General features: G+C 58.0%; 11 protein-coding genes. 4 read left to right on the plus strand and 7 right to left on the minus strand.

What is annotated here, in order from left to right; genetic code table 11:
• Positions 1–75: 75 nt before the first annotated feature.
• On the plus strand, positions 76–1026 hold the full coding sequence (locus tag GGR27_RS16940; protein WP_168039527.1) for an Rpn family recombination-promoting nuclease/putative transposase: 951 nt from the start codon (positions 76–78) through the stop codon (positions 1024–1026).
• Between the two features lie 27 nt (positions 1027–1053).
• Here the strand turns inward: GGR27_RS16940 and GGR27_RS20495 are convergent, their stop codons facing one another.
• The 3 genes from GGR27_RS20495 to GGR27_RS20330 form a co-directional block, all read right to left on the minus strand.
• Positions 1054–2382, minus strand: coding sequence for a carboxypeptidase-like regulatory domain-containing protein (locus GGR27_RS20495; protein ID WP_168039529.1), 1329 nt, complete (start codon positions 2380–2382; stop codon positions 1054–1056).
• Positions 2382–2966 (minus strand): RNA polymerase sigma factor, encoded by a 585-nt coding sequence (locus GGR27_RS16950; RefSeq protein ID WP_168039531.1) that lies wholly within the window; start codon positions 2964–2966, stop codon positions 2382–2384. Before GGR27_RS16950 ends, GGR27_RS20495 begins: the two co-directional genes overlap by 1 nt.
• Before the next feature lie 111 nt (positions 2967–3077).
• A complete protein-coding gene (locus GGR27_RS20330) occupies positions 3078–3212 on the minus strand; it encodes a hypothetical protein (RefSeq protein ID WP_262887755.1) in 135 nt (44 codons plus the stop codon).
• Between the two features lie 119 nt (positions 3213–3331).
• On the opposite strand from GGR27_RS20330, the gene GGR27_RS16955 reads away from it, so the two are divergent.
• Entirely contained in the window at positions 3332–4222 is an 891-nt protein-coding gene (locus GGR27_RS16955; protein ID WP_168039533.1) for a hypothetical protein, read from the plus strand.
• 201 nt (positions 4223–4423) lie between these two features.
• On the opposite strand, the gene GGR27_RS16960 is transcribed toward GGR27_RS16955, so the two are convergent.
• Both GGR27_RS16960 and GGR27_RS16965 read right to left on the minus strand, forming a co-directional pair.
• Positions 4424–5326 carry a M23 family metallopeptidase gene (locus GGR27_RS16960; RefSeq protein ID WP_168039535.1) on the minus strand — a complete coding sequence of 301 codons (903 nt, stop codon included), beginning with the start codon at positions 5324–5326 and terminating at the stop codon, positions 4424–4426.
• A 134-nt stretch (positions 5327–5460) separates the two neighbouring features.
• A complete protein-coding gene (locus tag GGR27_RS16965; RefSeq protein ID WP_168039537.1) occupies positions 5461–6441 on the minus strand; it encodes an SH3 domain-containing protein in 981 nt (326 codons plus the stop codon).
• Positions 6442–6717: 276 nt separating this feature from the next.
• Here GGR27_RS16965 and porW point away from each other — a divergent pair, with 276 nt between their 5' ends.
• Together porW and GGR27_RS16975 are read left to right on the plus strand one after the other, a co-directional pair.
• Positions 6718–9789 (plus strand): type IX secretion system periplasmic lipoprotein PorW/SprE, encoded by a 3072-nt coding sequence (porW, locus tag GGR27_RS16970; protein WP_168039539.1) that lies wholly within the window; start codon positions 6718–6720, stop codon positions 9787–9789.
• 25 nt (positions 9790–9814) lie between these two features.
• The gene (locus GGR27_RS16975) at positions 9815–10798 is read left to right on the plus strand and encodes a glycosyltransferase (RefSeq protein ID WP_168039541.1); all 984 of its coding nucleotides are present in this window, start codon (positions 9815–9817) and stop codon (positions 10796–10798) included.
• A gap of 82 nt (positions 10799–10880) precedes the next feature.
• On the opposite strand, the gene GGR27_RS16980 is transcribed toward GGR27_RS16975, so the two are convergent.
• A complete protein-coding gene (locus GGR27_RS16980) occupies positions 10881–12347 on the minus strand; it encodes a helix-turn-helix domain-containing protein (RefSeq protein WP_168039543.1) in 1467 nt (488 codons plus the stop codon).
• 49 nt (positions 12348–12396) lie between these two features.
• Complete coding sequence (locus GGR27_RS16985; RefSeq protein ID WP_168039545.1) at positions 12397–13068, minus strand: porin family protein; 672 nt, start codon at positions 13066–13068, stop codon at positions 12397–12399.
• Between the last annotated feature and the right edge of the window lie 24 nt (positions 13069–13092).

Below are 13092 nucleotides of genomic sequence, written 5' to 3' on the forward strand. Positions count from 1 at the left end.
TCACCTGGTGATCACTGTTGGCAGAATACCTCCCCGACAATCCCGTATCTTCACAAATTAAACAACTAGTTTATCATGCGTAGCAGTGGAGCCAAATATGTGAACCCTTTAACGGACTTCGGTTTCAAGAAGATTTTTGGGGAGGAGCCCAATAAGGATATCCTCATCAGTTTCCTCAACGAAATGCTTCCGGAGCGACATACGATCCAGGATCTGCAATATTCGCGAAACGAAAAGCTCGGAAAAACTGAGGTCGATAGAAAAGCGATCTTCGATTTGTATTGTACCTCTACGACGGGAGAGCGATTCATTGTCGAATTACAGAAAGCAAAGCAGAATTATTTTAAGGACCGTAGCGTCTACTACTCTTCATTTCTCATCCAGGAGCAAGCGAAGAAAGGGGATTGGGATTTTCGCTTAGAAGCGGTTTACACCATTGGTATTCTCGACTTTGTGTTTGACGAACACAAAAATGAAGAGGACTACTACCACATAGTCGAGCTCAAAGATCACCGTGATGAGGTGTTTTTCGATAAGCTCAAATATATCTATATCGAACTCCCTAAGTTTAAAAAACAGGAGAAAGAACTAGAAACGAATTTTGATAAATGGCTGTACGTATTCCGCCACTTAGCGGAGCTCGACAAACGTCCCGCCAAGTTGCGGGACAGAATTTTTGAGAAGTTATTTGAAGTAGCAAAGATTGGTAATTTCACCGCTCCGGAGCAGGAAGCCTACGAGGATAGTCTTAAATATTACCGTGACATTAAAAATATCGCAGACACCTCACACCAGGAAGGGAAGGAGGAAGGTAGGGAAGAGGGAAGGGAGGAGGGAAGAGAAGAAGGCCTAAAGGAGGGTCTAAAAGAAGGGTTGCAAAAAGGACTAGAACTAGGTAGCGAGAAGCAACAAATCGAGACAGTCTTAAGCATGCACAAAATCGGCCTTGAAATTAAAATGATCGTACAAGTAACGGGACTTGCCGGTGATCGAATAATAAAAATCCTCAACGAGAACAAAGCATAAGCCTTAACTTGCGGTACGCCATTACTACTACCTAAAGTTCACCCTAAAGTAAACCCGCACCGGCTCTTCTCCCCCCACGTTTTCCCAAACGGACTCTTCGATTAAATAGCGCCGAACGTAAGTCCGCGTAACCCCGTCGGGCGCACCCCGAAATTTAAAATCACCGAGGCTGCCGTCGGGATTGACCGAGAAGTCAACGCGCACCTTCCCGCGCGGCACTTCCGCCGGCCGGCCGGCTTCCATGCCTTTGCGCAGCTCTTTAAAGCCGGGTGCGGGCTTGGCGTAGCCTTGGTTTTTCTTGCCGGAGCGCCCGCTCAGAATCTCTTCCACATCGACCCGAACGACGGCACCCGTTTCGAGGTCCGCCGCCGTCGCCGTGCGGAGGGCGTCGAGGGTGATTTGTAGGTCTTCCCCCGTGGGGTCGACGGTAATTTGCTCGGCGGCGAAGCCAGCGGCACTAACGTTGAGCAAGGTGGTCGTCGCGTCGAAGTTGAGGCGGAAAACGCCGTTGGAATCGGTCGTCTCCCCGAGGGGGAGGCCGGGTTGGCGGATGAGGGCGTTGGGGATCGGGTTGCCGTTCTCATCGGTTACGCGGCCGTTAAAGTAGCGTGCCTGGGCCCGGCGGGCGGTGGAAAATTGACCGTTTTCCGGGGTCTGGCGGGTGGTTTTGGCCAAATTGTTTTGCTCTTCTGCCCGTTGCCTCGCATCCCCGATAGCTACCGGGGCCTCGCCCACCTCCATGGATTCTTCGGAAGCTACTTCCGGCGCCGGGGCAGCTATTTCTGGCTGGATTCGGGGTACTTCGGTCTCCATTACGAGGACCTCTTCTCCGACTAGTGCGGGCTCACCTCGTTTATCGGTGGGCGCGGGCGCGGGTGCCGGGGAAATCGGCGGAGGAGAAGGGGCGGGGCGCGGCTCTTCAAGCGCGGCAGGTTCTTCCTCTACCCAAATATCGCGATCGAGAAATGTTTCCGGGGCATCCTCCGTGGGCTCATCCCGTGGAGCTAACTCAGAAGCAGTCACTGTGTCACCGTCCGGGTTGAAAGAGACGGGGACCAGAAAAAGCACCGCTATCAAAACCGCCAAACCAGCCGCCGCCGCCCACCAGTAGCGGGGTAAACGACGTTGCTTACCTACTTGTATCACGGGGGCACCGGCTTCGGACCGCGCCTTCGCCATCATCCTGCCAACACTGGCCGCGTGGTCGTGCTCCGGCAGCGTCCGCAAGCCCGCCACCGCCGCCGCCACGTCCGGATCCGCCGCCGCCCGGCGTTCGAGTTCCGCTTCCTGGCGGGCGTCGATGTCGCCCCGCAGGTAGCGGCGCAACAGGTCGTTATCGGAGTATTGGTTGAGCACTATTCGTTGGTGCCGTCGAGGCATTTTTTGAGGTTTCGCCGTCCGTTCTGGAGGTGTGACCGGACCTGGCCCACCGATAGTTCCAGGCTTGCGGCAATGCTCTGGTACGTCTCCCCCTCACGGAGGTAAAACAGGTTAACGCAATGACGTTGTTCTGCCTTAAGTTTTTTTAGGCAGCGGTGGAGGGGCCGGGTGTCGATCGTCTCTTCGCCGTCTTCCACGCTTAGATGTAGCAAGTCGCCGGATTGCACATCGCCGCCCACGGGTTGTTGGAGCGGGTCGCGTTTTTCGCGCCGTAATTGCATCAGGCAGTGGTTGCGCACCGTGGTGTGGAGCCAGGATTTGAAGTTGGTCACCTCGTGCCGGGGCAGTTTTTCGAGGAGGACGGACCAGATCTCCGCGCCGGCGTCCTCGGCTCGCTGTGGCGTGGTGAGGTACCTGAGGGCGAGGGCGTAGATGAATTCCGCGTGGCGCTGGTAGAGGGGGAGGAGATCGGCTGTCGCGCCGGAGGTTTGGAAACGGGCGAGGAGATCGCTGTCTTTGACGGATTTGGTATCCGGGTGTTTCTTCGGGCGGCTTAGCATTGGGCGACTAAGGTACGGGATGGAGGAGGAGAGCTCCAGAATTAATAGTTGGATCGCGTACGGCTAAATTGAAGATAGCGAATCAAGGACTTCGCCTTCCAGTCAGCGTCATTACCGGGCCACGAGTTGCCCGTTCGACCAGACGTCCAGAGCAGCCAATTCTGACCGCTCGTATTTCCCAAAATCAAGTAAGCTCGCCCCCACGAAGGCAAAACCCGCGTGAATTACTCCTGCTTCGGCACTCATTAACCAACGTTCGCAACCCCTTGGCAAATCCTTTAACGAACGTTCACGGACGCTAACGTTCATTGGCAAAATCTATCCACCCTCGCCCCTAAGTTTGCCCCGAACCAAACAAGCGACGAATGATGAAGCGATTTTACTTTCTCCTGCTCCTGACGATCACGGGACTGACTACGGGCAACGCACAGAGCGAACAAGCCACCGAACCCACCCAAGTCCTCGGCACCCACACCCACGCCGAACTACTCAAAACCATCGACGCCGAATGGCTGGCGACCGGAACCGAAGTCTACGAACCCAACCCTACGACAACCAAACAAATAGCTACCGCCATAAAGGCCGTGGATGAAATAGTTGTTTTCTACGGCAGCTGGTGCGGTGATTCCCGTCGGGAACTGCCCAAGATGATCAAAACCCTCACCGCCGCGGGTTATCCGCTCGGAAACGTTCGCTTCGTCGGTGTCGACAAGCGATCCGCTACGTACAAAAAGAGCCCGGACGGTGCCGCCGACGGTAAGCAAATCTACCGGGTGCCCACCTTTGTCTTTAGTAGGGATGGGCGGGAGTTCGCCCGCATGATCGAGCAGCCCACCATCAGTATGGAATACGACTTATTGACGCTGCTGACCACGGACGACTACCAGCCCGCTTACCCAGCCCTCGCCCGCGTTGCTAAACTGGATGCCGCCGGCTTACTGAGTGACCCCAACGTAACCGGCAGAAACTTGCGGATGGAACTAGCCCCGCTCTTATCCGGCCCGCGGCCCCTTAACGGCGTTGCCTACGTCTTGCTCGCGGAGGGGCGGGTTGAAGAAGCCATCAAGCTGCTCTACGTCAACGTGCTCGTTTTTCCGGAGGACGCTAATGGCTACGATAGCCTGGCCGAAGCCCTAGCCCAACGAATGGACTACGCCAACGCCGTAGCCTACCAACGAAAAGCACTGACGCTCGATCCGGGTGGAAAGGGTTACCAGGAGCGGTATGATGAATACTTGCGCAAGGTGCCAGAGTAACTAGCGGGTAGCCAACGGTGGGTTGTTAACACACAAAGCACGGAAGCAACAAAAGACACAAAAAGCAAATTAGCCCGCAAAGAGAACCAGCCATCTCTTCTGTGCTTTTCCTTTTCTTTTGTGGATTATGTGTTCCCCGTTTCCCCTGATCTCATCTATCAGTCTCACCTTAAAAAATACCATCAAATCAATCCTGAGGGCTCAAAAACGCAACAGATTCACCGGGTCCACCGCCGCGCCCTCGTGCCAAAGCTCGAAGTGGAGGTGCGGCCCGGAAGTCAGTTCCCCCGTGTTACCAACGATGGCAACAGCCTCACCGGAATTGACCCGCTCGCCTACTTTTTTCAGCAGCTGCGAGGTGTGTTTATAGAAAGAAAGCAGGTTGTTATCGTGCTGGATGCCGATCACGTTACCGTTCGCGCTGGTGAATTCCGAGAGGAAAACGACGCCGTCGCGGCAGGCCTTGATGGGCGTGTTTCGTGGCGCGAGGATGTCGACACCCAGGTGGCCGGCGGCGGGGTTGAAGGCCGCGCTGATCTCACCACTCACCGGGGCGAGGAGGAAAATTTGGGCGAGGGGCACGTCCGAGCTACCCGGGGTGGGGCCGATGCTACTGAGTTGACGGCTGGCGTTGCCGAGACGTTCGAGGTCCATTTCGCGGCGGAGTTGAACCTCATCCGCGCTGACGGCGGCAATTTCTACGTCGGTCGTATCCACCAAGTTACTTAGGTCTTCCACGTCCGCCTCCGTGGTCGTCTCGCCGGTGATGGTGCGGCGCAGGTTTTCGATGTAGAGCGATTGGCTTTCGACTCGTTCGCCCATCTGGCCCAGCATTTCTTCCATTTCGGCCATCTCCCGTAGCTCCACCACGTCGCCGTAGCCAGGGATGTAGCTGCGCAGCGGCGTGAAGGCAATGAGTAAGAAGACGAGCACCAGCAGGACCACGAAGATCACCGACCCAACAACGTAAAGATTCACCGGCGTCAGATTATACTGGCCCACTTCGCGGAAGTTCTTGACGTCGCGCACGATGAGTTGGTACTCGTCATTCCGGTTCTTGCGGAGGCGTTGCCACCGGGTGGGGGTGGGGGAGTTGTCGTCCATGGGGCAAATATCCGAAGATTTCGGGGGTGGGGCCCGGTGCCTCTGCTTTTTTACGTCGAAAACCGGCACTCCCGATAGCTATCGCGACCGCGCCATAATATTTTGGCGCGGTCGCGGGTGCCGGGTAAATTGGGCTAGCAGCAACCACCGGACGCGGTCAAAAACGACACGCCCTTCCACCCGAATGAGCTCAGAAAAAGAACCGGCCGCCAGCTCCGTTCCGACGAGTAGATCAGGCGGTAGTCCTGGACTCCGTCACCGTCCACGTCGCCGGCACCCGCGTAGAAGACTTCTTCCGCGAATGAATTATCCGGCCGCAAAGCAACGGGCCCACCGGGCGTGGCGACGAAGATTTCCGGCCCCTCGGCGAAAGTGTCGACCCCGGGTTCTCCGACGGTGATGCCGGGGGAAGGGCCGAATTTAGCTCGTTCCGGTCCTTCGTAGCTGGTGTAAATTAACGAGTACGCATTAAAGTTCCGACCCGAAAAAGTGTGGGGCTTCAGTGGTGTTTTACTGCCGACGACGAAGGACAAATCACGCGCCGGCTTAGCACTCACGAAGAGGGCGTCACGGAGCTCGTCACTCGCAACGAAGTAGTTGATTTCGACTTCCCGCAGCGCCATGCGGCCGGGGCTCGTCTCGTAAACACCGTAGAAATGGTAATCGCCGGGCCGGTAGACGCTGGCGCTGATGTCCTGACCCGGTTCCAACATGACGAGCGACGGTTCGATCTCGTTGGCGTCGTCGTCGAGCAGGGTGGGGGTGGTGAATCGTTCCGCGAGGTAGGCGTCGAACACGTAGCCGGTGTCGCGGCCGTACCGAACGCGGAGCCACTGGCCGCTGATGGTCTGGTCGTGGTATTCGAGCCGACCGTTGCCGTGGTCGAAGCGGTGGTAGTCGCGCAGGTTGCCGGCCGTCAGGTAACCGTAATCGCAGGGGTCGAAGACGTCGACGGTCTCGCCGAAGGGAATGCCGGTGACGATAGTACCATTAGCACTGGGTTGAGCGCGGAGGAGGAGACCTTTGGTGGCGACCACGGTATTGCGGTCCGGGTTGATGTTCTGGGCGCTCAGCGTGGTGGTGAATAGCAGGGTAATGAGGAGGTAACGTAACATGTGTTGATGTTTTGGTTACCCCAAAGGTGGGTGGGTCGGGGAGTTGGATTTTGGGCGGATTAGTATTCGTAGGCGTTCGTCGAGGATGCGCGGTCCCGATCCCTATCGGGGATGCCGAGAGTGGGGCAGAGGGAGCAAGGCGGGTGGGAACAGACGACCGAGTCCTTAAATACACACTACCGACAACGCTACTCACGTTAACGATTACGGCACTGCCGCCGGGGAGCAATCCCTCCACCGACGGCCACCGTACCTTTGCGCTTCTTCCCAGTATCCTTGCACCCGCGCCCGCGCAAGAAAATCCTTGCCGGAAGAAATAACACCGACACCAGCTACCCCGAAATGGTCAAACAGCTTACCCGTATTTTCCTCCTCCTGGCCCTCGCCTCCTTCGCCCTCACCAGCTGCGCCTCCAGCAAGAAGCGGGAAGACCAGAGCGCCCTGGCCAAGCTGTGGCACAACATGAACTCCCACTACAACGGCTACTTCAACGCCCGGGAACTCATGGACGAATCCCTACTCGTCCTCGATGAGCAGCACGTCGATAATTATACCCAGCGGCTCAAGATGTTCCCGTTTCTGGAAGTCACGAACCCCGCCGTGGTGGGCGACAACCTGGACGTGGCGATCGAAAAAGTCGCCATCGTCGTCAAAAAACACCCCTACAGCAACTGGGTAGACGATAGTTACCTGCTCGTCGGGCAGGCCCAGCTGATCAAGCAGGATTACGAAAGCGCCGAGAAAACACTTCGCTTTCTGACCACCGAATTCCGCCCCCGCCCGAAACGCAAAAAGACGAAAAAAAGCAAGGGGAAGGGTAAAAACCAGGAAACTGACGAGTCGGAGGAAGAAGAATTCGTCAGTCGCCGAGAGGTGGTGAAAGACGACCCCGCCGCCGCGCGCAAAGACCGGATTAGAGCACGCGAAGAAGCCCAAAAGGAACGCAAAAAACTCCAAAAAGAGCGCGAAAAGGAAAACCGCGCCGCGCAAAAGGAGCGCGAAAAAGAACGCAAAGCCCGCATCAAGGCCCGTAAAAAAGGAATTAAGCTCGCGCCCATTAAGCGCGACACGGTAAGTAAGGGCCTGGAAAACGAGCCCGAGGAAGTCCCCGAAGAAGAACTCGGGCCCGTCGGTATGATCTCCATCTTCGGTGGTGCCAACCGCAACGCGGAGCAGGGTGGTGCTTTCGGTAAAAAATCCGGTAGCTACGCCCTCAAACACCGCCCCGCTTACCAGGAGGGCCGTCTGTGGCTCGCCTGGGTGTACATCAAGCGCGACAACTTCGACCGCGCCCAGGTCATCCTCGAAGAACTACGCAACGACCGGGGCACCTTCCCTGACGTCCGCCGTCGTGCCATGGCCGTGCAGGCCTTCAACTACCTCGAGCAAGAACGCCTTGAAGAAGCCATTTCCTTCCTCGAAGAAGCCGCCAAAGTAGCCGAGACGCGTAACGAAAAAGCCCGTTTCTACTACATCGCCGGTCAGCTCCACCAGGAACTCAAAAACCCCGGCGGCGCCGAGGCCGCCTTCAACGAAGCCATTGCCGCCCGCCCCGACTACGAACTCGAGCTCGGCGCCCGCCTCAACCTCGCCCAGAACAGCTTCCTGAGCGGCTCCGGTTCCGCGAGCGACGCGATCTCCCGCCTGGACAGAATGGCCCGCGAAGACAAAAACCTACCCTACGAAAGCCAGATCTACTTCTCGGCCGCTACCGTAGCCCTCAAGGACGGCAATAAGCAACTCGGTGGGGAATACCTCCGTAAAGCCCTCGACAGCCCCTCCGGCGGCGACAACCAGCGGCTGGAATCTTACGTGCTCCTCGGCGACCTGGCCTACGACGACTCGGACTACCTCTCCGCAAAATTCGCTTACGATACCACCCTGCAAGTCATGGGCCGCAACGACGAGCGCTACCCCGGCGTGAACGGCCGCCGCGACCAACTTTCCGGCATCGCTCAGAACCTGACCGACATTACCCGTAGCGACTCGCTCCTCCGAATCGGTACCATGCCGGAAGCAGACCGGGCCAAGTGGGCGCAGAACCTGTTCCAGTCCCAACGCGCCGCCCAGGTTGCGGCCAGCACCGGCCCCGCCATCGGTGGCCCGGCCCTCGGCCGTGCTGGCGCTACCGCCACGTCAAATAGCGAGTTTTTTGCCTACAATACGTCCACTATGCGTCGTGGCGGCCGAGATTTTGAGCGCCGCTGGGGCGACCGCCCCCTGACGGATAACTGGCGCCTCGGCTCCCGCGGTAATCCGGACATCTTTGACGACACCAACGAAAGTCTTACCGCCGGCAACGAGTCGAGCATGGCCACGGAAGACGAGATTAACGCACTGCTGGAAGGCATCCCCGTCACCGAGGCCGATCAGACCTCCACACGGGCTCAATTGGCCCGTAATTACTACGACCTCGGCCGCGAATACCGCGAACGGCTCCAGAATAATGAGAAAGCACTGGACGCGCTGGGCATCCTGGAGAAACAATTCCCCGGCTCCGATAACGAGGCGGAAGCCTGGTACTACCAGTACCTAATGAACCAAGAACTGGGACGCAAATCCGTTGCTGACGGCTACGCCAAAAAGCTGCGCGATAAGTACGCGGACTCTAAATTCGAGCGCCTCGCCAACGACCCGAGTTACGCGGCGGGGTTACTGGCCGCGGACGATGAAGTCGGCAAGGAATACGAAACCGCCCAACGTACTTTCGACGCCGGTAATTACCGGAAAGCCAACCAGCTAGCCACCGTGGGGCGGGGAAAACTCGCCGACGACCACCCACTCAACGCCCGCTACGATCTTCTGTTGGCGATGAGTTCCGGCGGGACGGAGGGCAAGCAAGCTTACGTCGATGGGCTGCAACGGGTGGTGGCCGATTATCCGAATACCCCGGAGAACACCCGGGCGAAGGAGATTCTGCGTCTCCTGGGTGAGTCCAGCGTCCGGGTGGCGGGGCAGACCGCCGTGCAGGGCTCCCGTGGTTTCAAGGAAAGCTTCGCCGAGCTGCACTATCTCCTGGTTGTTTTCGACGAGCCCACCGTCAACCTGAATGACGCCAAGATCAGCGTTTCCGAATTCAACAACAAGTACAACAAGCGCGACCGCCTGCGCATCACGAACGTGTACATCGGTACCGACGTCAAGTTACCCATCCTTATTCTGCGCCGCTTCAAAAGTGGTGAGGAGGCAATGACGTACGTAGCCAACGCCCGGGAGAACGAGCAGGAGTTTCTGGACGGCGGTAAGTTCGGGTACGAGCTCATTGCCATTACCCAGAGCAATTACCGGGAGTTACTCAAACAGCGCTCCGCTACGGAATACCTGGAATGGTACCAGGAAAACTACTGATCGACCTCCGCCACAACGGTCAACAATGCCCCAAAGAACTCTTCTCTGCATTTTGGACTGGGGCCTCGGGCACGCCTCCCGCTGCCTGGCGCTGTTGGATCATCCGATTCTGGCGGGCGACGTCGTCTTTGTCGCTTCCAGCGGTACCGCACGAGCGTTTTTGCAACGGGAGCGCCCTGACCTAAAGGTGTACGAGTTGCCCAGCTACGCCGTTCGGTACCCTACGTCCAACATGCCGCTGAACGTTGCGCTCCAGCTTCCGAAGTGGGCCCGGGTAGCTTGGCGAGAACGACGCGTGACGGCCAAATTGGTGCAACAACTCTCCATTGATAGGGTGGTGTCGGACAACCGTTTTGGCTGTTACGCCGCCAGCGTTCCTTCCATTTTTTTGACGCACCAATTGCACCCCATCACCAATTTCGCGCCGGCCAGTTGGCTCTACCGGAGGTATTTGCGGCAGTTCGACGAATTCTGGGTGCCCGACGGGGCTGATCGATCATTGAGCGGAAAGTTAGCGGACCCCACGGGGTACGCGAACGTCCGGTTTCTGGGGCCGCTGAGCCGCTTGCGGCCGGTGCGGGAGGTAAAAAAATCGATCGGAATATTGTGTTTGCTCAGTGGTCCCGAGCCGATGCGGGGGCGGTTAGAAAAACTGCTCGTAAAATCTTTGGGCGATATCGAGGGGCAGCACTACCTTATCCGTGGCGTGCCGGGCGGTCAGCAAGAAATTAAAACTGATAATCTCACCACCATCGACTTTGCGGGCGCTAAAGAAATTGCTAGCCTGGTCGCTAAAGCGGAGCACATCGTCTGCCGTTCCGGCTACAGTACCCTGATGGACCTAGCCGCGCTGCAAGTGGCTACGAAGGTCATTCTGATTCCCACACCCGGCCAAACGGAGCAAGAATATTTGGCGCGGACGCAGGTGCAATGTTTTGGGGGGCAACGCTTTCAGCTAGCGCAGAAAAACATCACGGCACGCGCCATCAGGCAAATTTTAGCAATCTAAGACCTCCAGACCAAAGACTTTAGACCAAAGACCAAAGACCCAAGACCAAAGACCCAAGACTCCAGACCAAAGACCCCAAACCCTAAAGCTCCCCCAAAGCCGCCCGCACCCGTTTCATCCGCATTCGCTTCTCCACGATCACCGGCGGTGCCGCCCGCACCTGGCAGTCTTCGATCGGGCAGCGTTCGCAGGTCGTGTTGACGGTGCGGCTGATGATGTTGGGGTCGGTGGCCCAGGCGATGGTTTCCTTTAGCTCGTCCTTCATTAAAAAGCCCAGGGTGACGCTGACGTTGCGGTCGGGCGTGGGGTAGCCGGTGCGGGCCATGGTGAGGCAGAGGTAGGCGTCGGGCGTGTCGTGGTACTGGCTGATTTGGGCGTCGACGCGGATGCCCGTTTCCCCGGCGGCGGTCATTTCCACGAGCAGGCCCGTGCTCATCCAGCGGCGGCAGTAGTGCTCGTGGAGGCCATTTTCGTGGGGGTGGTGGCGGCGTTCGAGGTGCAGTTCTTTGTCGATCGTAAACTGATCGTCGGCGGGGTTGTGGAGGAACCGGAGGAAAAACAGCTCCTTGATGCCGAAGAACTTGGGCAGCACGTTCGTCAGTCGGTGGTAGAACATCTCGGGCGTGGCGTTGAAGCGGCGCATGAGGTCGAGAAAGGCGTCGCTACTCCAGGCGGGGCGGGCGAAGAACTCCCGGACGGCCTCGGTGAAGGGCTCCCGGGGGATGTGAAGCGCGTCGCTGAAGTAAGTAGCTTTACTGTGGTTAAGGACTTCGTCGAAGACCCGGCTGCGGAGAATGCTGCTCGTGTTGGCGCGCTCCTTTAGTTTTAGGTAGTTGAACCCAATCTCCTTGCCAAACTGAAACCCCCGCTGCACCGGCGTCAGCGCCCCGTTCAATACGAGCCGCTTCTTTTCCGGCTGGTAGACCGAGCGAAGCATGGCCAAGTCCGGGTGTAATTCCAAGCCTTCCGTGACGGTGTAGTTGTACTCCTTTTCCAGTAACTCCCGTAAAATTCTCGGGGGCAACGGGCGGATGCTCGGCAGGCGATGTTTTTTAGTGAACGCGTCCACGGCTTGCTCCAGCTCGGGAAAATAATTCTCGTTCAATTCCAGGTAAGAACGCAACGCGGCGAAGTAAAAACTCTCTTCCCGCAGCGCGTAGGAACGCGACAATTCCAGCAGCGTACTGATGAACGCGCCAACCTGCACCGGTGCCTGGGCGATGATCTCGGCCACTTTACTCAGTTCGATGCCGAAAAGCTCCAGCGGTAACTCGTTGAGGAAATTGGACTGCAAAAGCTTCGTGACCGGCGCCAGGTTCCGGCCCAGGTCCTGATTCGTCAACTCTTCCACCGTGGAGCCGAGTGCGAGCGCCAAATTTCTGACTTTGTCCTGCTTCGGAAACTTTTTCCCCTTCTCGATCTCGTTCAGGTAGCTCAGCGAGATCCCCGACGACTTCGACAGGTCGGCAAACGAAAAGCCACCCCGCGTGCGTAGCTGCTTGACCTTGAGGCCGAAGATGATCTTTTCGGTATTTGTTTTTGCCTTCATGCGGGGCGTAAAGTACAGCTTTTTGCGAAAAATCGCTGCGCCATCTGCCTCATCGCCACAACGCATAAAGCACGCCGACGCGCGCGCCGTAACCAACGCGCCGGCTGATGGCCGCCCTCGTCTCGCCCGTCCGCACCAGGTCATTGAACCCGATCAGGTAGCGACCTTCCGCCTGCACCGTCACCGGGCCGAGGCGCACGTTCAGGCCCGCACCGATCTGTACCCCGTAGTTGAGCCGGAAGGGGATTTCATAACCGTAGATGACCTCCGGCGTCGTTTCCGGCCGTACGTAGCCCGCCGGGATGTCTTCCGACTCGCCAACGGGCACGGACAAGTACGGCCCGGCCTGGAGCAGGGGCTGCACCGCCCCCCGACCGACGCTGAACTGGGTGAGCATCATCAACTCGACGTATTCGGTACTGCGTGCGTACTGCGTGGCGAAGTTCTCCCCGGTCGCCGGGTCCTCCAGGTCTTCGCGCCAGCCCGCCTCTACGTAGGAAAGCTCCGCCTGAAAGCCGACCAGACGGTTGTCGAAGTAGCGCAACACCAGCCCGTAATTATTGCCGCGAATGGCCACGTCGCTCACCGCCGGCGTAAAGTCTACGTTGTGGTCCAGCACGCCGAAGCCAACGCCGACCTCCAGGCGGCGCACGTCGGACGAGTCCCGCTGGGCAGTCAGGGCGGTGGCGGAGAGGACGACGAGAAGGAGCGTTTTTAGCATGGCGGGGCGTTCGTGGGCCAAAGG

The organism is Neolewinella antarctica, assembly GCF_011927835.1.
In the GTDB taxonomy this organism is placed as follows: domain Bacteria; phylum Bacteroidota; class Bacteroidia; order Chitinophagales; family Saprospiraceae; genus Neolewinella; species Neolewinella antarctica.